General features: G+C 71.9%; 16 protein-coding genes and 1 pseudogene. 8 read left to right on the top strand and 9 right to left on the bottom strand.

Going from position 1 to position 24,931, the window contains the following annotated elements; all coding sequences use genetic code 11:
* Positions 1–15: 15 nt before the first annotated feature.
* The 3 genes from E4P40_RS15950 to E4P40_RS15940 form a co-directional block, all read right to left on the bottom strand.
* Entirely contained in the window at positions 16–1,164 is a 1,149-nt protein-coding gene (locus E4P40_RS15950) for an ABC transporter substrate-binding protein (protein WP_167762262.1), read from the bottom strand.
* A 124-nt stretch (positions 1,165–1,288) separates the two neighbouring features.
* Positions 1,289–2,074 (bottom strand): enoyl-CoA hydratase/isomerase family protein, encoded by a 786-nt coding sequence (locus tag E4P40_RS15945; RefSeq protein WP_135159509.1) that lies wholly within the window; start codon positions 2,072–2,074, stop codon positions 1,289–1,291.
* Between the two features lie 75 nt (positions 2,075–2,149).
* Complete coding sequence (locus E4P40_RS15940) at positions 2,150–2,968, bottom strand: ABC transporter ATP-binding protein (RefSeq protein ID WP_245160376.1); 819 nt, start codon at positions 2,966–2,968, stop codon at positions 2,150–2,152.
* A gap of 130 nt (positions 2,969–3,098) precedes the next feature.
* Between E4P40_RS15940 and glgX the strand changes: the two genes are divergently transcribed.
* Complete coding sequence (gene glgX, locus E4P40_RS15935) at positions 3,099–5,231, top strand: glycogen debranching protein GlgX (protein ID WP_209305361.1); 2,133 nt, start codon at positions 3,099–3,101, stop codon at positions 5,229–5,231.
* Positions 5,232–5,340: 109 nt separating this feature from the next.
* Here glgX and E4P40_RS15930 read toward each other — a convergent pair whose 3' ends face one another.
* Complete coding sequence (locus tag E4P40_RS15930; RefSeq protein ID WP_135159507.1) at positions 5,341–6,306, bottom strand: FHA domain-containing protein; 966 nt, start codon at positions 6,304–6,306, stop codon at positions 5,341–5,343.
* Positions 6,307–6,428: 122 nt separating this feature from the next.
* Entirely contained in the window at positions 6,429–8,975 is a 2,547-nt protein-coding gene (glgP, locus tag E4P40_RS15925) for an alpha-glucan family phosphorylase (RefSeq protein WP_135159506.1), read from the bottom strand.
* Between the two features lie 170 nt (positions 8,976–9,145).
* Here glgP and E4P40_RS15920 point away from each other — a divergent pair, with 170 nt between their 5' ends.
* The 6 genes from E4P40_RS15920 to E4P40_RS15895 all read left to right on the top strand — a co-directional run bounded on the left by E4P40_RS15920 (position 9,146) and on the right by E4P40_RS15895 (position 19,977).
* The gene (locus E4P40_RS15920) at positions 9,146–11,173 is read left to right on the top strand and encodes an alpha-1,4-glucan--maltose-1-phosphate maltosyltransferase (protein WP_135159505.1); all 2,028 of its coding nucleotides are present in this window, start codon (positions 9,146–9,148) and stop codon (positions 11,171–11,173) included.
* Between the two features lie 46 nt (positions 11,174–11,219).
* Complete coding sequence (gene treS, locus E4P40_RS15915) at positions 11,220–13,046, top strand: maltose alpha-D-glucosyltransferase (RefSeq protein WP_135159504.1); 1,827 nt, start codon at positions 11,220–11,222, stop codon at positions 13,044–13,046.
* Complete coding sequence (locus tag E4P40_RS15910; protein WP_135159503.1) at positions 13,043–14,413, top strand: hypothetical protein; 1,371 nt, start codon at positions 13,043–13,045, stop codon at positions 14,411–14,413. The genes treS and E4P40_RS15910 overlap by 4 nt, the downstream gene beginning before the upstream one ends.
* A gap of 97 nt (positions 14,414–14,510) precedes the next feature.
* On the top strand, positions 14,511–17,081 hold the full coding sequence (glgB, locus tag E4P40_RS15905; protein ID WP_135159502.1) for a 1,4-alpha-glucan branching protein GlgB: 2,571 nt from the start codon (positions 14,511–14,513) through the stop codon (positions 17,079–17,081).
* Positions 17,082–17,223: 142 nt separating this feature from the next.
* Entirely contained in the window at positions 17,224–18,576 is a 1,353-nt protein-coding gene (locus tag E4P40_RS15900; protein WP_135159501.1) for a hypothetical protein, read from the top strand.
* 45 nt (positions 18,577–18,621) lie between these two features.
* Entirely contained in the window at positions 18,622–19,977 is a 1,356-nt protein-coding gene (locus tag E4P40_RS15895) for a neutral zinc metallopeptidase (RefSeq protein ID WP_135159500.1), read from the top strand.
* On the opposite strand, the gene E4P40_RS15890 is transcribed toward E4P40_RS15895, so the two are convergent.
* The 3 genes from E4P40_RS15890 to E4P40_RS15880 all read right to left on the bottom strand — a co-directional run bounded on the left by E4P40_RS15890 (position 19,974) and on the right by E4P40_RS15880 (position 23,323).
* Complete coding sequence (locus E4P40_RS15890; protein WP_245160375.1) at positions 19,974–20,939, bottom strand: tetratricopeptide repeat protein; 966 nt, start codon at positions 20,937–20,939, stop codon at positions 19,974–19,976. The two genes, E4P40_RS15895 and E4P40_RS15890, sit on opposite strands and share 4 nt — an antisense overlap.
* A 151-nt stretch (positions 20,940–21,090) precedes the next feature.
* Positions 21,091–22,770, bottom strand: a complete 1,680-nt coding sequence (locus tag E4P40_RS15885) for a methylmalonyl-CoA mutase family protein (protein WP_135159499.1) — start codon at positions 22,768–22,770, stop codon at positions 21,091–21,093.
* Positions 22,771–22,810: 40 nt separating this feature from the next.
* Positions 22,811–23,323: a MarR family transcriptional regulator gene (locus E4P40_RS15880; protein WP_135159498.1), complete on the bottom strand. Its 513-nt coding sequence runs from the start codon at positions 23,321–23,323 to the stop codon at positions 22,811–22,813.
* A 213-nt stretch (positions 23,324–23,536) separates the two neighbouring features.
* Here E4P40_RS15880 and E4P40_RS15875 point away from each other — a divergent pair, with 213 nt between their 5' ends.
* Entirely contained in the window at positions 23,537–24,427 is an 891-nt protein-coding gene (locus E4P40_RS15875) for a hypothetical protein (protein WP_135159497.1), read from the top strand.
* A 59-nt stretch (positions 24,428–24,486) separates the two neighbouring features.
* On the opposite strand, the pseudogene E4P40_RS15870 reads toward E4P40_RS15875, so the two are convergent.
* A pseudogene (locus tag E4P40_RS15870) lies at positions 24,487–24,931 on the bottom strand (NAD(P)/FAD-dependent oxidoreductase); the annotation flags it as partial.

Raw genomic sequence — 24,931 nt, 5'->3', positions numbered from 1 at the left:
CGGAGGCGGCGGTACTCAGCCGGAGATCTCCGCGTTCCAGCGTTCGGCCACGACCGCCTGCGCGGCCGACTCCTGCTCCTGCGTCGGGAAGTCCGCCGTCCCCTCCACCTCCGGGAGCGCGCTGAGCGCGTCGGCGTCCGCGGTACCGGCCTCCTCCATCGACGGCAGCCGGACCGGCCGGGCACCGCCCTTGAGCCAGATGTTCTGGCCCTCGTCGCCGTAGAGGAACTCCTGCCAGAGCCGCGCCGCCGCCGGGTGCGGGGCGAACTTGCTGATCGCCTGGCTGTAGTAGCCGCCGAACAGCCCGTCGCTCGGGACGTTCACCTCCCACTCGACGCCCTCCGCGGCGAACGTCTCGGTGAAGGAGGCGTTGAGGTAGTCCCAGTCGATCGACAGCGGGGTCTCGCCGCTCTGGATCGTGGCGGGGGTGATCTCGACCGGGTTGAAGTTGCCGGCGTCCTTCACCTGCTTGAAGAAGTCGATGCCCGGGCCGATGTCGTCGAGGCTGCCGCCGTTGGACAGCGACGCCGCCCAGACACCGCTGAACGCCGCGGCCGCCTGGGTCGGATTGCCGTTGAGCGCCACCTGGCCGGCGTACTGCGGGTCGAGCAGGTCGGCGAAGGACGTCGGGCACTCGGCGATCACCGTGGCGTTGCAGCCGATGGAGATGTAGCCGCCGTAGTCGTTGACCCAGTTGCCCTCGGGGTCCTTCTGGTCCTCGGGGATCTCGTCCCAGGTCTCGACCTGGTACGGCGCGAGGAGGTCCTGCGCCTGGGCCTGCCGGGCGAAGGCGGTCCCGAGGTCGAGGACGTCGGGGGCGCGGTCCTGGCCCTTCTGGCTCTCCACCGCGTTGAGCTCGTCCTGGCTGGACCCGTCGGGGCTGGCGCTGTTGATCTCGATGTCGTACTTCTCGCTGAACGTGTCGAGCATCTCGCCGTAGTTGGCCCAGTCCGGGGGCAGTGCGATGACGTTGAGCGTGCCCTCGGCCTGTGCCGCCTCGACCAGGGCGTCCATCCCGCCGAAGTCCTCGGCGGAGGTGGCGGTCGCGGCGTCCGTCTCGCTCCCGCTGCCTCCGCCCGAGCCGCCGTCGTCCGAACCGCAGGCGGTGAGGGTGATCCCGGCGGTGACGACCGCGACCGCGGTCCGCAGGGTGCTACGTCGCACGTGTCCTCCTGAAGTGGTGCCGCGCCGGCCCGGTGCCCCGTTGACGCCGGGCGGCCGGCTTCGCGATTGTGGCGGACCCGGCCCCCTCCGGGGCGGTTACGGCACACGAACGTGTGGTGAAGGCTCAACGGCCGGTGAATGTCGCCTTTCCTGGACCGCTCTCCAGGAACGAGCGCATGCCCGTCTTCTGGTCCTCGGTGTCGAACAGCTCCGCGAACAGCCGGCTCTCGAGGTCCAGCCCCGCGTCGAGGGTGCCGTCGAGTCCCTCGTCGATGGCCTTCTTGGCGGCGGCCAGCGCCAGCGGCGGCCCCGCGGCGAACCTGGCGGCCATGGCGAGCGCGGTCGAGTACACCTCGTCGTCGGGGACGACGGCGTCGGCAAGACCGATCTCGAGGGCCTCCTCCGCGCCGACGTGGCGGCCGGTGAAGACCAGGTCCTTGGCCTTGGCCGGGCCGACGAGGCGGGCCAGGCGCTGCGTGCCGCCGGCGCCGGGGATCACCCCGAGCAGGATCTCCGGCTGGCCGATCCTGGCGCCGGCACCGAGCACCCGGAAGTCGGCGCAGAGGGCGAGCTCGTAGCCGCCGCCGAGGGCGTAGCCGGTGATCGCGGCGATGACCGGCTTGGGGATGCGGGCCACCGTCCGGAACGAGTCCTGCAGTTCCCGTCCCCACGCCACCATGCCGGTGCCGTCGAGCTGCGACATCGCCTTGATGTCGGCCCCGGCGGCGAAGACGCGCTCGCCGCCGTAGATCACGACCGCGCGGACGTCGCCGTTCTCCGACGCCTCCGACGCTGCGGCCCGCACCTCCCGGTGCAGCTGCTCGTCGATCGCGTTCATCTTCGGGCGGTCGAGACGGATCGTGCCGATGCCGTCCTGCACCTGCAGGGTCACGAACTCGGGGGTCGTCATGGCCGCACCCTAGCCAGGGGCGTTCTCACCGGCAGCGCTCGGCCGACATCACCGGGATCGGCCGGGGCCCCCCTTTCAGGCGGCCCGGCGGGCCGTGAACCGGCCGTTCGTCCGGGACAGCGACAGGGGCAGGCCGAACGTCTCCGACAGCGCCGCCTCGGTGAGGACGTCCTCCGCCGGGCCGGCCGCGACGACCTCTCCCCCGCGCAGCAGCAGCGCGTGGGTGTAGCCCGGCGGGATCTCCTCGACGTGGTGCGTGACCAGCACCTGGGCCGGGGCGTAGTGGTACCTCGCCAGGTCCGACAGCCGGGCCACCAGGTCCTCGCGGCCGCCGAGGTCCAGGCCGGCGCCGGGTTCGTCGAGCAGCAGCAGCTCGGGGTCGGGCATGAGCGCCCGCGCGATCTGGGCGCGCTTGCGCTCGCCCTCGCTGAGGGTGCCGAAGGGCCGGTGGGCGAACTGGGCGACGCCCCACTGCTGCATGAGCATCCCGGCGCGGGTCAGGTCGTGGACGTCGTAGCGCTCGCGCCACCGGCCGACGACGGCGTACCCCGCGGACACCACGATGTCGCCGGTCGTCTCCGACGCCGAGATGCGCTGGGCGAGGGCCGCGCTGGTCAGGCCGATCCGCGGCCGCAGCTCGAAGACGTCGACGGCGCCCAGCGTCTCGCCGAGGAGGCGGACCTGGCCGCGGGTCGGGTGCATCTGCGCCGCCGCCAGCTGCAGCAGCGTCGTCTTCCCCGCCCCGTTGGGCCCGAGCATCACCCACCGCTGATCGGCCTCGACGGTCCAGTCGACACCGCGCAGGAGGTGGGTCTCCCCCCGGACGACGTCGACCCCGGTCATCGCGACGACCGCCGTGTCGGAGGACGGCAGGGCAGCGGCTGGGCTCGACACGCCCCCATCCAATCAACCCGGCGTGCGCCTCCTGCGCACCCACGCGGCCCGGAGTTGGCAGGATCGGGCTGTGACCGACCGCGGCAGGACTCCCCGCCCACTGCCGCGACGCCGGTGGACCGACCGCACGGTGCCCGGACCGGCACCGGACGTGCTGCCCGGCTCGCCGACGCCGCTCGGCTCGCAGTGGGACGGCACCGGCACGAACTTCGCCCTCTGGTCGGCCGGGGCGCAGGCCGTCGACCTCTGCCTGTTCGACCCCGACGGCACCGAGCACCGGCACCGCCTGGACGAGACCACCCACCAGGTCTGGCACGGCCGGCTCGCCGGCGTCGGCCCCGGTCAGCGCTACGGGTACCGGGTGCACGGCCCCTACGAGCCGCTGGCCGGCCTCCGGCACAACCCCGCCAAGCTGCTGCTCGACCCGTACACGCGGGCGGTGGACGGCTCTCTCTCGCTGCACCCGTCGCTGTTCGGCTACGCCGGCGACTCGGTGGACAGCGGGCTGCGCGACGACCAGGACTCCGCCCCGTACGTCCCGCGCGGCGTCGTCGTCCACGACCCGTTCCCGTGGGACGGCGACCGGCCGCTGCGGACCTCGTGGTCGGACACCGTCATCTACGAGGCGCACGTCAAGGGCGCGACGGCGCTGCACCCCGACGTGCCGCCCCACCTGCGCGGCACCTACGCCGGCCTGGCCCATCCCGCGTTCGTCGAGCACCTGCAGTCGCTCGGCGTCACCGCCGTCGAGCTGCTGCCGGTGCACCAGTTCGTCAGCGAGCCGCACCTGCTGCGCCGCGGGCTGACCAACTACTGGGGCTACAACACGCTCGCGTACTTCGCGCCGCACGCCGGCTACAGCTCCGCCGGCAGCGACGGCGGCCAGGTCACCGAGTTCAAGACCATGGTCAAGCAGCTGCACGCGGCCGGCATCGAGGTGATCCTCGACGTCGTCTACAACCACACCGCCGAGGGCGACCACACCGGCCCGACGCTGTCGCTGAAGGGCATCGACAACGGCGGCTACTACCGGCTCGACGGAGGCAACCGGGCCCGGTACACCGACTACACCGGCTGCGGCAACACCCTCGACGTCCGCCGGCCCGCCGTCCTGGCCCTGCTGATGGACTCGCTGCGCTACTGGGTCACCGAGATGCACGTCGACGGGTTCCGCTTCGACCTCGCCTCGGCCCTCGCCCGCTCGATGCACGACGTCGACCGGCTGTCGGCGTTCTTCGACGTCGTCCACCAGGACCCGGTGGTCAGCAACGTCAAGCTCATCGCCGAGCCCTGGGACGTCGGCCCCGGCGGCTACCAGGTGGGCAACTTCCCGCCGCCGTGGACGGAGTGGAACGGCAAGTACCGCGACACCGTGCGCGACGTCTGGTCCGGCGCGCACGTCGGCGTCCGCGACCTGGCCTACCGGCTGACCGGCTCCTCGGACCTGTACCGCTCCGACGGCCGGCGTCCCTTCGCTAGCATCAACTTCGTGACCGCGCACGACGGCTTCACCATGGCCGACCTGGTCACCTACGAGCACAAGCGCAACGAGGCCAACGGGGAGGACAACCGGGACGGCGAGAGCCACAACCGCAACTGGAACTGCGGCGTGGAGGGCGATACCTCCGACCCGGAGGTGCAGTCGTTGCGGGCCCGGCAGGTGCGCAACCACCTGGCGACGCTGCTGCTGTCCACCGGCGTGCCCATGCTGACCGCCGGCGACGAGCTCGGCCGGACGCAGCAGGGCAACAACAACGCCTACTGCCAGGACAACGAGATCTCCTGGATCGACTGGAAGGCCCTCGACGAGGACCTGTTCGCCTTCGTCGCCCGGCTCATCCGGCTGCGGAGGTCCTCACCGGTCCTCCGCCAGGAGGCGTTCTTCGAGGGGCACGAGATCGCCGGCACCGGCGGCACCCGTGACCTGGCCTGGTTCGCACCGGACGGCGGTCAGCTGAGCACCGGCGACTGGTTCGACACCGGTCTGCAGACCATCGGCATGTACCTCGACGGGCGCGGGATCCGGCACCGGGACGAGGCGGGACGGCGGCTGGTCGACGACAGCTACCTCGTCCAGCTGCACGCCGGCGCCGAGCCGGTCGAGGTGCAGCTGCCGGGTGCGCCGTGGGCCGACGGCTACGAGCTCGTGGTCTCCACCGAGTACCCGACCGGCGCACCCCCGGAGCGGACCGTCGTCGCGCCCGGCACGGTCGAACTGCCGGGCCGCAGCATCTGGGCGCTCAGGATCCTCCGCCGCCCCTGACCCTGCGATCCTCCGGATCGCACCGCGGCCACGAGCCGTCCCCCAGCCGAACTGAGCCCTTCCGTCGCGCCCGCGCGGAGCCCCTCCGGGCCCCACTCGGCGCGACCCCTCAGTCGCTCGGCTGCTCGAAGGTGATGACGGTCCAGCCGAGGAGCAGGCGGTCGCCGTCGGAGAGCGGGTGCGCGACACCCGGCTCCAGCTGGGTCCACTCCGTGGCCTCGGGCCCGGCGACGTGCGTGCCGTTCAGCGAGCCCAGGTCGACGAGGGAGACCTCGCGACCCGAGCGCTGCAGGGCGGCGTGCGCCGAGGAGAGCACGTTCTGGGTGTCGGCGATCGGCACCGGACGGGCACCGCCGGTCGTCACCAGCTCGTGGTTGTCGGGACGGCGACCCAGCACGAGGTCCTCGTCGACGGTCACGACGAGGCCGTCGTCGAAGCGCAGCACCGGCGCCGCGCTCTGCTCGGGACGCCAGAACGCCGTCTGCTCGCCGGAGTCCGGGGGCGCGCTCGCCATCCGGCTGGAACCGGAGCCCAAGCCCGCGTCGGATCCCGCGGTGAACGACGACGGGGTCGACGTCGCCGGGGGGACGGCGGAGGAGGACGGATGGGCGACGGCGGCCAGCTGCAGCATCGCGCCGGAGCCGGGCACCGTGCCCTCGACGAGGTCGAAGGCGACGCCCGGGGGCATCTGCGGTGCCGCCTGGCCGGGCCCCACGTACAGGGTCTGGCCGAGCTGGAAGCCGGCGGCGAGCGTGCAGCCCTCCACCGACGAACCGGACACCGGGACGCCGTCGACGGCCGGCTGACCCTTGCCGGACCACAGGGCGACACCGGTGCCGGCGCCTCCCGACGTGTCGGCGAGCACCAGGGCGAAGGAGGCGGCACCGTGGGCGAGCGAGCTCACCTGTCCGGCGACGGCGGCCAGCACACGGTCGGCGCCGGGGCCGGCAACACCGAGGCACGCGTGCAGAGCCGCGACGAGGGCGGGCGAGCCCGGAGCGTCGACCCACAGCAGTCCGCCGCCGCGGCGGGCGACGACGGAGTCTCCGGGGAGGACTTCACAGCGGTCAGGCATGGCCTCCAGCCTAGTGATCCACGGCCGGTCTGGCTGACCGCGCGCCACCGCCACGCCGGGCGTTCACCAGGTCACACGGGGTGCATGGGACCCGCGTGGTTGAAGTTTCACAAGTTTCCTCTTCAAGCACTGGTGACCACTCCCAGCTCCGCCGGATCGGCCATGCGCTCGGAGTGCGGGAGCACGCGCACCGTGTAACCGAAGGCACCCGTCCGCTCGAGCGGCAACGTCGCCGTGAACCAGTGGCGGGAGCCGTCGGTGTGCTCGTGCGCCATGGGCACCGTCGTCACGTCGTGCAGCCCGTCGGAGTCGTCCACCCGGCCGTAGGCCGCCTGCACCTCGACGTCGGACGTCGCGAGGCCCGGGAGCTCCACCTCGGCGCGCAGGTCGAGCGTCGACCCGATCTCCGGGGCGCCGGCACCCGTCGCCTCGACGTGCGCGACCCGCACGCTCGACCAGTTGTGCAGCAGGTGCGACCGCCAGGACGCCTCCTCCCGCGCCGGGCCGTACCCGTCGACGGCCATGGCGCGGGCCGACCCGGCCGAGGGGACGTACAGCGCCTGCACGTAGTCGCGGACCATGCGGGTGGCGAGCACCTTGGGCCCGGTCTCCCGGAGCGTGTGCCGCACCATCTCCACCCAGCGGGTGGGTATGCCGTCGCGGCCGGACTCGTAGAAGCGGGGCACCACCTGGTTGCTCAGCAGGTCGTAGATCGCCCGCGCCTCGACCTCGTCGCGGCGGTCGGCGTCGATCACGCCGTCCGCGGTCGGGATGGCCCAGCCGTTCTGCCCGTCGAACCACTCGTCCCACCAGCCGTCGCGGATCGAGAGGTTCAGCCCACCGTTGAGCGCGGCCTTCATGCCCGAGGTGCCGCACGCCTCCAGCGGGCGCAGCGGGTTGTTCAGCCAGACGTCGCAGCCCCAGTAGAGGTAGCGCGCCATGCCGATGTCGTAGCCGGGGAGGAACGCGATCCGGTGCCGGATCTCCGGGTCGTCGGCGAAGGTGACCATCTCCTGGATGAGCTGCTTGCCGCCGTCGTCGGCGGGGTGGCTCTTGCCGGCGATGATCAGCTGGATCGGCCGCTCGGGGTCCAGCAGCAGCGCCCTGAGGCGCTCGGGGTCGCGCAGCATGAGGGTCAGCCGCTTGTAGGACGGCACCCGCCGGGCGAACCCGATGGTGAGGACGTCGGGGTCGAAGGCTTTCGCCGTCCAGCCGACCTCCGCCTCCGTGGCACCGCGGGAGAGCGCCGTGTCCCGGATGCGGCGGCGCACCTCCTCGACCAGCCGTGCGCGCAGCGTGCGGCGGATGCTCCACAGGTCCGCGGACGGGATCTTGTCGACGCCGTCGAAGTGCACGTCGCCGTCCACCTCGACCGGATCACCCTGGGCCGAGCTCTGCGTGCCCATCTCGACCAGCTCGCGCGCGGTCCACGTGGGGGCGTGGACGCCGTTGGTGATGGAGCCGATCGGGACGTCGCTCTCGTCGAAGCCGGGCCAGAGGTCGGAGAACATGCCCCGGCTCACGTGCCCGTGCAGCCGGCTGACGCCGTTGGCGCGCTGCCCCAGCCGCAGCCCCATGTGGGCCATGTTGAACTTCGTGGGGTCGTCCTCGGCGCCGAGGGCGAGCAGTTCGTGCAGCGGCACGCCGAAGCCGGCGAAGTACCGCTCGATCAGCGCCTTCGGGAAGCGGTCGATGCCGGCCGGGACGGGGGTGTGGGTGGTGAAGACCGTGCCGGCCCGCACCGCCTGCAGCGCCTCGGGGAACGACAGCGAGTGGGCCTCGGTCAGCTCGCGGATCCGCTCGATGCCCTGGAAGCCGGCGTGCCCCTCGTTGGCGTGGAACACCTCGGGGACGGGGGTGCCGGTGAGGCCGCAGTACGCCCGCACCGCCCGCACCCCGCCGATGCCGAGGAGCATCTCCTGGCGCAGGCGGTGGTCCTCGTCGCCGCCGTACAGGCGGTCGGTGACCACGCGCTCGGCCGGCGCGTTCTCCTCGATGTCGCTGTCGAGCAGCAGCAGCGAGACCCGGCCGACCTGTGCCCGCCACACGTGCGCGAAGAGGGTGCGCCCCTCGGGCAGCGGGACGTTGATGACCACGGCCGACCCGTCGGCCTGGCGGAGCAGCTTCAGCGGCAGGCCGTGCGGGTCGAGGGACGGGTAGTGCTCGAGCTGCCAGCCGTCGGCCGACAGCCCCTGGGCGAAGTACCCCGCCCGGTAGAGGAGGCCGAGCCCGATCAGCGGGACGCCGAGGTCCGACGCCGCCTTGAGGTGGTCGCCGGCCAGGATGCCCAGGCCGCCGGAGTACTGCGGCAGCACCTCGGTGATGCCGAACTCCGCGGAGAAGTAGGCGATGCCGGCCGGCGCCTCGTCCCCGAGGGACTGGTACCAGCGCGGCGTGGCGAGGTACTCCTCCAGGTCGTCGACCGCGTCCTGGAGCCGGCGCAGGAACTTGCGGTCCTTCGCCAGCTGCGCCAGCCGCTCGGCCGAGACCTCGCCCAGGACCTTGACCGGGTCACCGCCGCAGCGCTGCCACAGATCGGGGTCGAGCGTCTCGAAGAGGTCGCGGGTCTCCGGGTGCCAGGACCACCGGAGGTTCATCACGAGCTGGGACAGGGGCGTCAGGGGCTCGGGAAGGGCCGCTCGGACGGTGAATCGACGGAGTGCGCGCACCGGGCGAGACTAACCGCACTCCGCCCCGCCCCCACGTCCCTCGCGCAACAGACCCAGGCAGGAGCCCCATGGCCCCCAGGCGTTCCTCCGTCCCGCCGATGCCTGCCCGCGGCCGGGCGTCCGCCGCAGCCGATGTGCTGGCCAGAGCTGATCTGGATAGCGTTGCGGCGATGACTGGCCGCCCTGACCTCCGCCTCGGCATCACCGATGTCGCCCCCGTCGTGTCGTGCGGGTCGTTCTCGGCCCGCGCGGTCGTGGGGGAGTACCTGCCCATCACCGCCACCGTCTTCCGCGAGGGCCACGACGCCGTCGCCGCGAACGTCGTCTGGACGGGACCCGACGGCTCCGGCGATCCGTTCGTCCGCATGGCCAAGCTCCCGCCGGAGCCCGACCGCTGGCTGGCGACCGTCGTCCCCGCCCTCGAGGGCCGCTGGACCTTCTGCGTCGAGGCGTGGAGCGACCCGCTGGCGACGTGGCACCACGCGGTGGAGGTCAAGGTCGGGGCGGGCCAGGGTGCCGAGGACCTGGCCAACGACCTCGAGGAGGGTGCCCGGCTGCTCGATCGCGTCGCCGCCGAGGCCGACCCCGAGCACAAGGGGGCGCTCACCGACGCCGCGGCCGCGCTCCGGGACACGTCGCTGGAGCTGACCGCGCGCATCGCGCCGTCCTTCACCGCGTCCCTGCAGCAGTACCTGCACGCCCACCCCGTCCGGGAACTGGTCACCCGCTCCCCCGAGTACGAGGTCTGGGTCGACCGGCGGCAAGCCCTCTACGGCTCCTGGTACGAGTTCTTCCCGCGGTCGGAGGGGCCCGTCGTCGGCGGGAAGGCCACGCACGGCACCTTCGCCAACGCCCAGGACCGGCTGCCGGCCGTGGCCGAGATGGGCTTCGACGTCGTCTACCTGCCGCCGATCCACCCCATCGGCCGGGTCAACCGCAAGGGCCCGAACTCACCCCAGTTCCCCGGCGGCAACCCGACCGACGTGGGCCCGGACGAGGTCGGCTCCCCGTGGGCCATCGGCAGCGCGGAGGGCGGGCACGACGCCGTCCACCCGCAGCTGGGCACGATGGACGACTTCACGGCCTTCGTCGCGCGCACCCGTGAGCTGGGCATGGAGGTGGCGCTGGACTTCGCGCTGCAGGCCGCCCCGGACCACCCGTGGGTCGAGGCGCACCCGGAGTGGTTCACGACCAAGCCCGACGGGACGATCGCCTACGCGGAGAACCCGCCGAAGAAGTACCAGGACATCTACCCGATCAACTTCGACAACGACCCCGAGGGCATCTACGCCGAGTGCCTCCGGGTGATCCGGGTGTGGATCGAGGCCGGCGTCAAGATCTTCCGCGTCGACAATCCGCACACGAAGCCGCTGAACTTCTGGCACTGGCTGATCTGGGAGGTCAAGAAGACCGATCCGGACGTGCTCTTCCTGGCCGAGGCGTTCACCCGGCCGGCGATGATGCACCAGCTCGCCCGCATCGGCTTCACGCAGTCCTACACGTACTTCACCTGGCGCACCGAGCGCGGCGAGATCGAGGACTACGGCCGCGAGCTCGCCACCAACTGCCACTACATGCGGCCGAACTTCTTCGTGAACACCCCGGACATCCTCCACGAGTCGCTGCAGTTCGGCGGCCCGCCGATGTTCAAGATCCGCGCCGTGCTCGCCTCGATGATGAGCCCGACCTGGGGCGTCTACTCCGGGTACGAGCTCTTCGAGCACGTCGCCGTCCGGCCGGGCAGCGAGGAGTACCACGACAGCGAGAAGTACCAGCTGCGGCCGCGCGACTGGGCCGCGGCGGAGGCCTCCGGACGGAGCCTCGCGCCCTACCTGCGGCGGCTCAACGGGATCCGCCGGGCCCACCCGGCGCTGCAGCAGCTGCGCACGCTGCACTTCCACTCGGTCGACAACCCGAACCTGATCTGCTTCTCCAAGACCGACCCCGGCTCGCAGGACGCGGTGATCGTCGTGGTCAACCTGTCCAGCCACCACACCCAGATCGGGACGACGGCACTGGATCTGCCGGTCCTCGGTCTGGACTGGCACGAGCGGTTCGGCGTGACCGACGAGCTCAGCGGCGCCCAGTACGACTGGGGGCAGTTCAACTACCTGGAGCTGGACCCCTACCGGGAGCCGGCCCACGTCTTCGCGGTCACCCTGCCGCGACAGGTGGTCTTCCCGCCGCCGGTCTCCTGAACCTTCCCCTGAAGCACCAGAACCCGATCGAGGTCTGTCTCCGCCGATGAGCGTTCCCGTCCCCGACTTCCCCGCCAACCGCTCCGCCCTGCCGCCCGCCGGCTCCGATCCGGAGTGGTACAAGCGCGCGGTCTTCTACGAGGTGCTGGTGCGAGGCTTCGCAGACAGCAACGCCGACGGCGTCGGCGACCTGCGCGGCATGATCGACAAGCTGGACTACCTGCAGTGGCTCGGCGTGGACTGCCTCTGGCTCCCGCCGTTCTTCGCCTCGCCGCTGCGCGACGGCGGCTACGACGTCGCCGACTACACCGCCGTCCTGCCGGAGTTCGGTGACATCGAGGACTTCCACGAGTTCCTCGACGCCGCCCACTCCCGCGGCATGCGCGTGATCATCGACTTCGTCATGAACCACACCTCCGACCAGCACCCGTGGTTCCAGGCGAGCCGGAACGATCCCGAGGGGCCCTACGGCGACTTCTACGTGTGGAGCGACGACAACACCCGCTACGCCGACGCCCGGATCATCTTCGTCGACACCGAGGTCTCCAACTGGACCTTCGACCCGGTCCGGAAGCAGTACTTCTGGCACCGGTTCTTCTCCCACCAGCCGGACCTCAACTTCGAGAACCCGGCGGTGCAGGAGGCGATCATCGACGCCCTCCGGTTCTGGCTCGACCTCGGGATCGACGGCTTCCGGCTCGACGCGGTGCCCTACCTCTTCGAGGAGGAGGGCACGAACTGCGAGAACCTGCCGCGCACCCACGAGTTCCTCAAGCACGTGCGCAAGGTGGTCGACGCGGACTACCCCGACCGGGTGCTGCTCTGCGAGGCCAACCAGTGGCCGGCCGACGTCGTCGAGTACTTCGGCGAGAACGGCGACGAGTGCCAGATGGCGTTCCACTTCCCGGTCATGCCGCGCCTGTTCATGGCGGTGCGCCGGGAACAGCGGTTCCCGATCTCGGAGATCATGGCGCAGACGCCGGACATCCCCGACAACTGCCAGTGGGGCGTCTTCCTCCGCAACCACGACGAGCTGACCCTCGAGATGGTCACCGACGAGGAGCGGGACTACATGTGGGGTGAGTACGCGAAGGACCCCCGCATGAAGGCCAACATCGGCATCCGCCGCCGGCTGGCCCCGCTGCTGGACAACGACGTCAACACCCTCGAGCTGTTCAACGCGCTGCTGCTGTCCCTGCCCGGCTCCCCCGTCCTCTACTACGGCGACGAGATCGGCATGGGCGACAACATCTGGCTGGGCGACCGGGACGGCGTCCGGACCCCGATGCAGTGGACGCCGGACCGCAACGGCGGCTTCTCCACCGCCGACCCGCAGCGCATGTACCTGCCGCTCAACCAGGACCCGGTGTACGGCTACCAGGTGACCAACGTGGAGTCGCAGCTGCGCAACACCACGTCCCTGCTGCACTGGATCCGCCGGATGATCCAGGTGCGCAACGAGCACCCGACTTTCGGCCTCGGCACGTTCGCCGAGATCGGCTCGCGAAACCCGACGGTGCTCTCGTTCGTGCGGGAGTTCGGCGACGACGTCGTCCTGTGCGTCAACAACCTGTCCCGGTTCCCGCAGCCGGTGGAGCTCGACCTGCGCCGCTTCGAGGGCTACACACCGATCGAGCTGACCGGGCGGGTGGAGTTCCCGCAGATCGGCGTCCTGCCGTACATGCTCACGCTCGCCGGGCACGGCTTCTACTGGTTCGAGCTCTCCAAGCCCGCACCGGAGGCGGTCGTCGACGAGCACGAGGACTGGGAGAGCGCCACCTCCAGCGCCGTGGCCGACTCGCTGCTGGCCGCCGGCGTGGTGCACGCCGCCGAGGACATGCCCGGCGACAGCGACCAGGAGGAGCCGTCATGAAGGCCCTGACCGACCTCTTCCGGGACTGGATGCCCCACCAGCGGTGGTTCGGGGGCAAGGGCCGCGAGTGGGCCGACGTCACCGAGGACGGGTTCTTCATGGACCGCGGCAACCCGGTGATCTCGGTGCACCGCGTGCGCGTCACCTACACCGACGGCGTACGCGAGACGTACCTGGTGCCGCTGTCGTGGCGCGACCACCCCGCCGACGAGCTCAGCTCCGCCCTCGTCGGTGCGGTGGCCAACGAGGGCAAGGAGACCTACGCCTACGACGCGATGCGCGACCGGGAGGCGACCGCACCCTGGCTGATCCACATGGTGAACGCCTCCACGATCGGGCCGATGCACTTCCACCCGGCGGGGGTCGCCTACATCCCGGAGGGGCTGCCGGGCGACATCGTGTCCGGGGAGCAGAGCAACACGTCCCTGATCTACGGGCAGGAAGCGATCCTCAAGCTGTTCCGGCGGCTCGAGCCCGGCCTCAACCCGGACGTCGAGGTCCACGCCGCCCTGCGCTCGACCCAGAACGAGCACATCGCCCCCCTGCTGGGACACGTCGAGATCCTCGACCCGGACCCCGCCAACGAGCCGGCGACGGTCGCGATGCTGCAGACGTTCGTGCCCAACGCCAGCGACGGCTGGCGGCTGGCCACGGCCAGCGTGCGCGACCTCTACGCCGAGGGCGACCTGCACGCCGACGAGGTGGGCGGCGACTTCGCGGCCGACAGCGAGCGGCTGGGGGCGGCGACCGCGTCCGTCCACGCCGACATGGCGGCCGTGCTGCCGACGCAGCCGGCCGACGAGGACTGGTACGCGACCATCGCGGGGCAGATGACCGACCGGCTCACCGCCGCGACGGAGGTGGTCCCCCAGCTGGCCGAGCACGCCGACGGGCTGCGGCAGCTGTACGCCGCCGTGGCCGGGAGCCGCGAGCCCGTCGTCCGCCAGCGGGTGCACGGCGACCTGCACCTCGGCCAGGTGCTGCGCACCGCCACCGGGTGGATCGTGCTGGACTTCGAGGGCGAGCCCGCCCGGCCCCTGGCCGCGCGCCGCGAGCTCGACAGCCCGCTGCGCGACGTCGCCGGGATGCTGCGCAGTTTCGACTACGCGGCGCGGCACATGCTGGTCGAGCAGCCCGACGACGCCCAGCGCGCCTACCGGGCGCAGGAGTGGGCGGCCCGCAACCGCGCGGCCTTCTGCACCGGCTACTCCAACGCCAGCGGGCTCGACCCGTGCGGCGAATCACCACTCCTTCGGGCGTTCGAGGCGGACAAGGCGGTTTACGAGTGCGTCTACGAGGCACGCAACCGTCCGCACTGGTTGATGATCCCGCTGAACTCGCTGGCCCGGCTGACCGGCCGGGACTGAGCAAGGCCCCTCTGCCCCCACCGCTCGCACGCTCGCGGCGGGACCCCGCAGACAGGCCAGACCACGCAGACGGCAACACACAGAGGACGGCGACACGATGAGCACCGACGACCGACGGCAGGTCCCCGGCAAGGAGGACCTCCAGCGCGCCGTGGACGAGAAGGTCGCGGCTGCCGCCGAGGCCGCCGGGAGCGAGCCGATCGTGAACGCGGAGCCGCCCCGGAAGACCGTGCAGAAGGCGACGGCCGCGAAGAAGGCACCCGCCGCCAAGAAGGCTCCCGCGACGAAGGCCCCGGCCAAGAAGGCCCCGGCCAAGCGGGCGGCCGCCAAGAAGGCCGCACCAGGGGCAGGCGCCGCCGACCCGGGTGTCACGGCCACCCCCGTCGTGGCACCCGCGCCGATCGCCGAGCCCGGCGTCCCCACCGGCAGCCCCGCGACGGAGGAGCGGGGCCACTCGGCACCCTCCGGGGACGCGCGCGAGGTCAGCGGCGACGATCTGCGCGCCGTCGTCGAGGGCTGGTCCCACGACCCGCACGGCGTCCTCGGCACCCACCTCACGCGCGACGGCTGGGTGGTCCGCACGCTGCGGCCCGACGCCGTCTCCGTGGCCGTCCTGGACGAGGACGGCTCGCGCTATCCCGCCCGGCAGCTGCACGGCGGAGGCGTCTACGAGGCGCACCTGCCGCAGCAGCCGGGTGACTACCGGATCGAGGTCACCTATCGGGACGGCGAGGGCGGCAGCAACGCCTACATCGTCGACGACCCGTACCGCTGGCTGCCCACGCTGGGAGAGCTGGACCAGCACCTCATCCGCGAGGGCCGGCACGAGCGGCTCTGGGACGTGCTCGGCGCACACCTCCGCCGCTACGACACCCCGCGCGGCGTCGTCGAGGGCGTGTCCTTCGCCGTGTGGGCGCCGAACGCACGCGGCGTGAAGGTGACCGGCGACTTCGACTACTGGGAGGCCCGCGCCTATCCGATGCGCTCGCTGGGCTCCTCCGGCGTCTGGGAGATCTTCATCCCCGGCGTCGGAGTCGGCAGCCGGTACCGCTACCACGTGCTCGGTGCGGACGGGACGTGGCGGGAGAAGTCCGACCCGTTGGCCTTCGCCACCGAGGTTCCGCCGCTGAACGCCTCCGTCGTCACCGAGTCCACCCACGTGTGGAGCGACGACGCGTGGCTGGCCGAACGGGCGAACGGCGGCTGGCACGAGCGACCCATGAGCGTCTACGAGGTGCACGCCGGCTCCTGGCGGCAGGGCCTGTCCTACCGCGAGATGGCGGACGAGCTCATCGACTACGTGGTTGCCGCCGGGTTCACGCACATCGAGTTCATGCCGCTGGCCGAGCACCCCTTCGGCGGCTCCTGGGGCTACCAGGTCACCTCCTACTACGCGCCCACGTCGCGGTTCGGCAGCCCCGACGACCTGCGCTACCTCATCGACCGGGCGCACCAGGCCGGCATCGGCGTCATCGTCGACTGGGTGCCCGCGCACTTCCCGAAGGACGAGTGGGCGCTGGCTCGCTTCGACGGCACCCCGCTGTACGAGCACGCCGACCCCCGCCGCGGCGAGCAGCTGGACTGGGGCACGTACGTCTTCGACTTCGGCCGCTCCGAGGTCCGCAACTTCCTCGTCGCGAATGCGCTGTTCTGGTGCAAGGAGTTCCACATCGACGGTCTCCGCGTGGATGCGGTCGCCTCGATGCTCTACCTGGACTACTCGCGCACCGACTGGGTGCCCAACGTCCACGGCGGCCGGGAGAACCTCGAGGCCGTGGCGTTCCTGCAGGAGATGAACGCGACCGTGTACCGCGAGGTGCCCGGTGTGGTGACCATCGCCGAGGAGTCGACCGCGTGGCCCGGCGTCACCCGGCCGACCCATCTCGGGGGCCTGGGCTTCGGCTTCAAGTGGAACATGGGCTGGATGCACGACTCGCTGGCCTACATGTCCAAGCAGCCGGTGCACCGCAGCTACCACCACGGGCAGCTGACCTTCTCGATGATCTACGCGTACTCCGAGAACTACGTGCTGCCCATCAGCCACGACGAGGTCGTGTACGGCAAGGGCTCGATGCTGCGGAAGATGCCGGGCGACCGGTGGCAGCAGCTGGCGAACCTCCGGGCGTACCTCGCCTACATGTGGGCGCACCCCGGCAAGCAACTGCTCTTCATGGGTTCGGAGTTCGGTCAGGACGCCGAATGGGCCGAGAGCCGCTCGCTGGACTGGTGGCACCTGGACGACCCGGCGCACCGCGGCGTCCTGCAGCTGGTGACCGACCTCAACGGCCGGTACAAGGAGCTGGACGCGCTCTGGTCGCTGGACGTCGACCCGAGCGGCTTCCAATGGATCGACGCCAACGACGCCACGGGCAACGTGCTGTCGTTCCTGCGGTACGGGAAGCCGGCCAAGGACGGCGACGACGCCGGCTCGGCGCTCGCGTGTGTGGCGAACTTCTCCGGGTCGCCGCACCACGAGTACCGGATCGGCCTGCCCCGGCCGGGTCATTGGCGCGAGGTGATCAACACCGACGCCGACGGCTACGGCGGCTCCGGGGTCGGCAACTTCGGCGGCGTGGAGGCGGTGGCGGAGCCCTGGCACGGCCAGCCCTATTCCGCGACCGTGGCCGCTCCCCCGCTGGGCACCGTCTGGTTCCTGCACGGCGGCTGACCGGCGCACCGGGAGCCTCCGGCGTGCCGGAGGCTCCCGCAGCCGTCCCGGACCGGGCATTCTGTCCGAGCCGCTGACCACGGTGGCCGAGGAGACAGGGGGACGGACCTTCATGAGGCAGGTCCTGCGTCACGTACTGCCCATGACCGTCGCCGGCCTGCTGGTCGCCGGCTGCGCCGCCGAGGTCGTCGTCGGGCAGGCCTCCCCCGGCCCGGGTGAGCCGGTGGACGTCGCCCCCGAGGACTTCCCGATCACCGGCGTCAGCGACACCGGGATCGACCAGTTCGCGCGCAACGCGCTCACCGACCTCGACACCTTCTGGGCCGACGCCTATCCGGAGTTCTTCGGCGACGAGTACACGCCCCTGGAGAACGGCTACTTCTCCGTCGACTCCGAGGCGATCGACGAAGGCGCCTACCCCGAGACGGGCATCGGCTGCGAGGGCTCGCCGACGTCGCCCGACTCGGTCGCCGGCAACGCGTTCTACGACCCGGCGTGCGACCTGATCGCCTACGACCGCGCGCTGCTCGAGGAGCTGTCGACGGAGTACGGGCGCTTCCTCGTGCCGGTGGTCATGGCGCACGAGTTCGGGCACGCCATGCAGGGCCGGTTCGGCTTCTCCGAGCGCGGCATCCAGGACGAGACCCAGGCCGACTGCCTCGCCGGCGCCTGGACCAGCTGGGTCGCCGCGGGTGAGTCGCAGCACGTCTCGCTGCGCACCCCCGAGCTGGACGACGTCATCCGCGGCTTCCTGCTGCTGCGCGACGACGTGGGCTCCGACCCGGACGACACCCAGGCGCACGGCTCCTACTTCGACCGGGTGTCGGCGTTCTACGAGGGCTTCGAGGGCGGCGTGGGCCCGTGCCGCGACGACTTCGGCCCCGACCGGCTGTTCACCGCCGCCGAGTTCGACCCCCGGGACGTCGACACCGGCGGGAACGCCCCGTTCGACGACATCGTGACGTGGGTCGGGGCGACGCTGCCGGAGTTCTGGAGCGAGGTCTTCCCGGCGGCGTTCGGTGCCGACTTCGAGCCGCCGACCGTCGAGGGCTTCCAGAGCAGCGCACCCGGGTGCGAGGGGCTCGAGGACCGCGACCTGGGGTACTGCCCCGACGACTCCACGGTCTACGTCGACGAGGCCGACCTGGCCACGCCCGCCTACGACGAGATCGGCGACTTCGCGCTCACGACGGCGATCTCGCTGCCCTACTCGCTGGCCGTGCGTGACCAGGCCGGCCTCTCCATCGACGACGGCGCCGCCACCCGGTCGGCCGTCTGCCTCACCGGCTGGTACGAGGCCCAGTGGTTCAACCGCGCGTTCGACGAGTACGCCCAGATCAGCCCCGGGGACATCGACGAAGCCGTCCAGTTCCTGCTCACCTACGGGGTGGACGACCGGGTCTTCCCGAATCTGGACGCCTCGGGGTTCGAGCTGGTGGGCGCCTTCCGCACCGGGTTCCTCGAGGGCGGGGACGCCTGCGAGCTCCAGCGCTGACCGCCTGCGGGGTTTCCGGGCCTCCTCCCGGGCAATGGTCCGGTCATGCACGGCATGCGTGCGGTGGTGGCACTGGTCGCCGTCCTCGGGCTGAGCGGCTGCGTGTCGTTCGTCGACCTGGAGCGCGCCCCCGCCCGGCCCTCCGGGGACGGGGTGGAGGTCGTCGGCGCGGTCGACGGATCGGTGGACGACCAGGCGCGCGCGGCGCTCGCCGACCTCGAGGACTACTGGGCGCAGACCCTGCCCGAGGTGTTCGGCGAACGGTTCGTCCCGCTGGCGGGCGGCTACTTCAGCGTCGACCCGGACGACGTCGACCGGGGCGAGTACCCCGAGGGCGTGGGCTGCGGCGCCCAGCCGCTGGAGGCGGAGAGCAACGCCTTCTACTGCCTGGCGCAGGGAGCGCCCAACTCCGACGCCATCACCTACGACCGCAGCTTCCTGGCCGAGCTCGCCGAGGGCTACGGCGCCTTCATCCCGGCGCTGGTGATGGCGCACGAGTTCGGGCACGCGGTCCAGGCGCGGGTGGGGTCTCCGGGATCGTCCATCGCCACGGAGACCCAGGCCGACTGCTTCGCCGGCAGCTGGACGCGGTGGGTCGCCGAGGGAGAGGCAGAGCGCTCCCGGATCCGGCCCGCCGAGCTCGACGAGCTGCTCAGCGGCTACCTGCTCCTGCGTGACCCGGTGGGCACCAGCACGGCCGCCCAGTCGGCGCACGGCTCCTACTTCGACCGCGTCTCGGCGTTCCAGGAAGGCTTCGACAGCGGAGCGGAGGCGTGCCGGGACAACTTCGGGCCGGGCCGCGTCTTCACCCAGGGCCAGTTCACGACGGACGAGGACTTCGAACAGCAGGGCAACTCGCCCTACGGAGAGCTGATCCGGCTGGTCCGTTCGTCGCTGCCGGAGTTCTGGCGACGCGCGTTCACCGAGGTCCTCGGGGAGACCTTCACCGAGCCGGAGCTCGTCTCGTTCGACGGGACGGCGCCGGACTGCGCGGCCGAGGACCGGGACCTGGTGTTCTGCCCCGACGAGGACCTGGTCGGCTTCGACGAGGAGCTCACCGGCGAGGTCTACGACATCGGCGACTTCGCGGTCGCGACGGCCATCGCGATCCCGTACGCCCTGGCCGCCCGCGACCAGCTCGGGCTCTCCGTCGACGACGAGGAGGCCGTCCGTTCCGCGGTCTGCCTGACCGGCTGGTACGCCGCGCAGGTCTACAACCGGACGATCACCAGCGTGCTGATCTCACCGGGCGACCTCGACGAGAGCGTGCAGTTCCTGCTCGACTACGGCGACGACCCGGAGGTGCTCGGCGGCGCGGACCTGACCGGCTTCCAGCTCGTCGACCTGTTCCGGGGCGGCTTCGTGGAGGGCGCCCGCGTCTGCGACGTGGGCGCCGGTTAGAAGAGGGCGAGCGTCAGCTGACGGCGGGCGGCGCCGACGCGGGGATCCTCGTCGCCGACCACGGCGAAGAGCTCGACCAGGTGCTTGCGGGCCTGGTCGCGGTCCTCCCCCGTCGTGCGGCGGACGACGTCCAGGAGACGGTCGAAAGCGGCCTCGATGTTCCCCGTGCCCAGCAGGAAGTCGGCGGCCCGGGTCTGGGCCGCCACGTCGTCGGGCGCGGCGTCCGCCGCGGCCAGCGCGTCCGGGCCCGCCTCGTCGGCACGCCGGAACAACTGCACCTGCCGCAGGGCCAGGCCCGCCTCCGGGTGGTCGGGCTCGGCGTCCAGGATCGCCTGGTAGGCCGCCTCCGCGCCCGCGAGGTCACCGCGCTCCAGGGCCGCCTCGGCGGCGTCGAGCCGCGGGTCGTCCGGGCCCTCGGACGCCTCCGGGTCGGCCCCCGGGAGGGCGCCGCCGGTCGTCGCCCGCACGAGCTCGTCGACGAACTGGCGGGCCTGTTCCTCGGGGATGGCCCCGCTGAACTCGGCGACGAGCTGCCCCTGCCACACCGCCTTGACGGCCGGGATGCCCTGGACGCGCAGACCCTGCGCGAGCGCGGGGTTCGCGTCGACGTCGACCTTCGCCAGCACCCACGCGCCGCCGCCCTCCGCGGCGAGGCGCTCGAGCACCGGGGAGAGCTGCTTGCACGGACCGCACCACTCGGCCCAGAGGTCCAGCACGACCGGCACCTGGAAGGAGCGGTCGAGCACCTCGGCCTGGAACGTGGCCTCGGTGACGTCGACGACGGCAGCGCCCGGAGCGCCGGCCGATGCGCCGGCGCTGGGCGGCGGCGCGGCCTGCGCGCGGGCCGCCGCCTCCGACCGCGCCTTCACGGCCGCGAGGTCGACGGCGCCGGACATGGCGGCCGCCAGCTGGGCCTGTCGCGGGTCGGGACGTCCGGGACGGGTGGGCTGCATGGCAGTCATGATCCCACCGCCCTGCCGGGCGTGACGCACGGGGAGGCAAGGCCGACGGCACCGTCGCGACGGTGCCGTCGAGGTCGGCGCCCTCGTGTCCCCGCGGAATGACGCCGGTGTGCGGCTGCAGCCATGCCGCTGATGGGGCCCGGGGGTGGGGTCAGAAGCGTGCGGGCTCGGTGTAGTTGCCCCACTCGGCGCGCAGTGCGTCGCAGATCTCGCCGAGCGTCGCCTCGGCCCGGACGGCGTCCAGCATCGAGGGCAGCATGTTGGCCTCCGTGCGGCCCACCTCGACCATGCGCTGCACCGCGGCGCGCGCCGCCTCGTCGTCCCGGGCCTGCCGGCGGGCGGTGAGCTCGGCCTTCTGGTCGATCTCCACCTGGTGGCTGACCCGGAGGATGTCGAGGGTGTCGTGGGCGTCCACCGAGCCGATGAGCGTGTTGACTCCGACGACCTTCTTGTCGCCCTTCTCCAGCGCCCGCTGGTAGACGAAGGCGGCCTCGGCGATCTCGCCGGTGAACCAGCCGTCCTCGATCCCGCGCAGGATGCCCGAGGTCATGGTGCCGTCGGTGCCCATGTCGCGGATGCGGGCGAAGATCTCCTCCGCCTGCCGCTCCATCTCGTCGGTCAGCGCCTCGACGTACCAGGAGCCGCCCAGCGGGTCGGCCACGTTCATGACGCCGGTCTCCTCGGCGATGACCTGCTGGGTGCGCAGCGCGATCTGGGCCGCCTTGGCGCTCGGCAGTGCCAGCACCTCGTCGAGGGCGTTCGTGTGCAGCGACTGGGTTCCGCCGAGGATGGCGGCCAGCGCCTCGACCGCGGTCCGGGTGATGTTGTTGTCCGGTTGCTGGGCGGTCAGGGAGACGCCGGCGGTCTGGGTGTGGAAGCGCAGCTGCTGCGCCTTCTCCGTCCTCGCGCCGTAGACGTCGCGCAGCCACCGGGCCCAGATCCGGCGGGCGGCGCGGAACTTGGCGATCTCCTCGAAGAAGTCGAGGTGGGAGTCGAAGAAGAAGGACAGGCCCGGGGCGAACTGCTCGATGTCCAGGCCGCGGGACAGCCCCAGCTCCACGTAGGCGAAGCCGTCGGCGAGGGTGAAGGCGAGCTCCTGCGCGGCGGTCGAGCCGGCCTCGCGGATGTGGTAGCCCGACACCGAGATCGGCTTGTAGGCCGGGATGTTCTCGGCGCAGTACTCCATGAGGTCGCCGATGAGGCGCAGGTGCGGCTCGGGCGCGAAGAGCCACTCCTTCTGCGCGATGTACTCCTTGAAGATGTCGGTCTGCAGCGTGCCGTTGAGCTTCCCGATGTCGACGCCCTGGCGCTCGGCCGCGACCAGGTACATGCAGAACACCGGGACGGCGGGGCCGCTGATCGTCATCGACGTGGTCGTCTGCTCGAGCGGGATGCCGTCGAAGAGGACGTCCATGTCGGCGGCGGTGTCGATGGCGACGCCGCAGTGCCCGACCTCGCCGAGTGCGCGGGGGTCGTCGGAGTCCCGGCCCATGAGCGTGGGCATGTCGAAGGCCACGGAGAGGCCTCCCCCGCCCTCGGCCAGGATCATCTTGTAGCGCTCGTTGGTCTGCTGGGCGTTGCCGAACCCGGCGAACTGCCGGATGGTCCAGGCCCGCCCGCGGTAGCCGGTGGCGTGCAGGCCGCGGGTGAAGGGGAACTCCCCCGGATAGCCGATCCGCTCGAAACCGGGGACGGCGGACTCGTCGGCCGGCCCGTAGACGGGGTCGACCTCGACGCCGGAGAGCGTGGTGAAGTCGGCGTCGCGGACCTTGCCGGCGGCCTGCGCCGCATCGAACCGCTGCTGCCACCGCTGCCGTGCGTCCAGGCTCATACACCAGATAGTAGGACGTCCAACTATCTGCCGTCGACCGTCACGGCGTGTCGGCGACGTCCCCCGCCCCGAGTCGCACTCGCTTGAGGATGTCGAACAGCGTCGTCCGCTCGTCCTCGGGCAGCTCGGAGAGACCGAAGTCCAGGCCGGTGAGCGCACTCGTGGCCTGCTCGACGACGGCCCGGCCGCTGTCGGTGATGCCGGCCAGGACCCCCCGGCCGTCGTCCGGGTTCGGTCGCCGGCTCACGTAACCCGCGGCCACCAGGCGGTCGATCGCGTTCGTGACGCTCGTCGGGTGCACCATCAGCCGGCTGCCGATCACCTTCAGCGGCAGCTCACCGGTGCGGCTGAAGGTCAGCAGGACGAGGACCTCGTACCGGGCGAAGGTCAGCGCGTGCGGCTTGAGCGCGTCGTCGAAGCGGGCGAGCAGGATCTGCTGGACGCGGAAGACCGAGGTCGCCGCGCGCATGGCCGACGCCGGACCGAAGCGCTGCTCCCAGGTCTCGCCGGCGCGCTCGATGGGGTCGAAGGGCAGCCCCAGCGGTCGCACCATGCCTCGAACGCTACAAGGACGCCTCGACACCCAGATCGAGCATGCGCGATGCCGCACGACCGCCCGGATGCGGATACCGGCGGTATTCCGGGCGTGGATGGCCGCCGCCGTGCGCATGCGGGCCGGGAACGGGGTCGACGAATCGATGAGTCGACAGGTCAACACCTGTGGACGGGCGCTCCGGCCGGCTCCACGAGGCGGCAGTGTGCTCCGGTGTCCCGCACTCCCGCACGACCGGCCCACCTGCGCGGCAAGATCTTCCGAGGTTCCGAGCAGCTCTCTGCCGGGCTGCTGACCAGAGGGCAGCTGCGCAGTACTGCCTGGCGGCGGCTGTTACCTGACGTGTACGCCTGTGCATCCCTCCCGATCGACCACGCTCGGCGGGCACGGGCGCTGGCCGCCCTGGCGATCCCGGACGCCGTGATCAGTGGCCGGAGCGCCGCCGTGTTGTGGGGCGTCCCGCTCGCCGGACCGGACGACCACGTCGAGTGCACGATCGCCCCCTCGTGTCGCTCGGGGGCGATTCGCGGTGTCCTGGCGACCCGGCGCGCCCTGACCGACGACGAGATCACGCGACGGGCGGGGGTGCGTGTCACGACGGCTCTGCGGACCGCCCTGGACCTCGCCCGCATCGAGCCCGCGGTGGACGCGGTCGTCTGCCTCGACCAGTTCCTCCGCGCCGGACCGGTGACGCTCCCGGCGCTCCGGACCGCCGCTCGTGGGCTCACCGGTTCGGGATGCCGGCGCATCCGGCGGTCGATCGACCTGGCCGACGGGCTGGCCCAGTCACCCCAGGAGACCCGCCTGCGCCTGCTCCTGCACGCCTCGCCGCTCCCGAGGCCCGTCGCCCAGCACGAGGTCTTCGGGGCTGACGGCCGGTTCGTCGCCCGGGTCGACTTCGGCTGGCCCGACCGGAAGGTCGCCGTCGAGTACGAGGGGCTCTGGCACGGGGAACGGCAGAACGTCGCCAAGGATCGCCGCCGGCTCAACGAGCTCCGGGCGGCCGGCTGGACGGTCATCTTCGTGACCGCCGCCGAGCTGCACGACCCCGTCCGGCTGATCGCGGCCGTCGCGGCCGCGCTCCGAGCGCCGGGATACGTCTGACGGCGGTGTTCGGGGCGCTCACAACCGCCACCGCGCGCATCCGGGCGCGAAAGGCGGCGTCAGTGGAGGGCGGGGCGGAGCGGGGGTGCGTGCCGTACGCCGAACACCTCGCGCAGGGCCACCCGGGCCGCGTTGTCGCCGCACGCCCCGTGCACCGCGGGCCCGGGTGGCGTGGCCGCCGACGCGAGGTACACGCCCTTCACGGGCGTCTTGTAGGTGTTCCACCGGGGCACCGGCCGGGCCAGCATCTGCCGCAGCGTGGCCTGGCCGTTGGAGATGTCACCGCCCAGGTAGCTGATGTTCCACCGCTCCATCGCGACCGCGTTCTTCGTGTACCGCTCGAGGATCGTGTCGCGGAACCCCGGGGCGAACCGCTCGATCTGGTTCTCGATGGCGTCGGTCATGTCGACGTCGGCGCCGTGCGGCACGTGCACGTACGCCCAGAAGATGTGGCCGCCCTCGGGCGCCCGGGTGGGGTCGGGCACCGTCGGCTGCACTGCGAGG

Source organism: Blastococcus sp. CT_GayMR20 (assembly GCF_004570345.1).
The sequence above is the reverse complement of the archived record's forward strand: the minus strand, read 5'-3'. Positions and strand labels throughout refer to the sequence as shown.

What these genes read in the sequence shown, in the direction of transcription:
- E4P40_RS15890 (WP_245160375.1), bottom strand. Translation starts at nt 20,939, where the DNA reads ATGACTGCCATGCAGCCCACCCGTCCCGGACGTCCCGACCCGCGACAG.
- treS (WP_135159504.1), top strand. Translation starts at nt 11,220, where the DNA reads ATGAGCGTTCCCGTCCCCGACTTCCCCGCCAACCGCTCCGCCCTGCCG.
- E4P40_RS15880 (WP_135159498.1), bottom strand. Translation starts at nt 23,323, where the DNA reads ATGGTGCGACCGCTGGGGCTGCCCTTCGACCCCATCGAGCGCGCCGGC.
- E4P40_RS15945 (WP_135159509.1), bottom strand. Translation starts at nt 2,074, where the DNA reads ATGACGACCCCCGAGTTCGTGACCCTGCAGGTGCAGGACGGCATCGGC.
- E4P40_RS15885 (WP_135159499.1), bottom strand. Translation starts at nt 22,770, where the DNA reads ATGAGCCTGGACGCACGGCAGCGGTGGCAGCAGCGGTTCGATGCGGCG.
- E4P40_RS15895 (WP_135159500.1), top strand. Translation starts at nt 18,622, where the DNA reads ATGCACGGCATGCGTGCGGTGGTGGCACTGGTCGCCGTCCTCGGGCTG.
- glgB (WP_135159502.1), top strand. Translation starts at nt 14,511, where the DNA reads ATGAGCACCGACGACCGACGGCAGGTCCCCGGCAAGGAGGACCTCCAG.
- E4P40_RS15900 (WP_135159501.1), top strand. Translation starts at nt 17,224, where the DNA reads ATGACCGTCGCCGGCCTGCTGGTCGCCGGCTGCGCCGCCGAGGTCGTC.
- E4P40_RS15920 (WP_135159505.1), top strand. Translation starts at nt 9,146, where the DNA reads ATGACTGGCCGCCCTGACCTCCGCCTCGGCATCACCGATGTCGCCCCC.
- E4P40_RS15910 (WP_135159503.1), top strand. Translation starts at nt 13,043, where the DNA reads ATGAAGGCCCTGACCGACCTCTTCCGGGACTGGATGCCCCACCAGCGG.
- E4P40_RS15930 (WP_135159507.1), bottom strand. Translation starts at nt 6,306, where the DNA reads ATGCCTGACCGCTGTGAAGTCCTCCCCGGAGACTCCGTCGTCGCCCGC.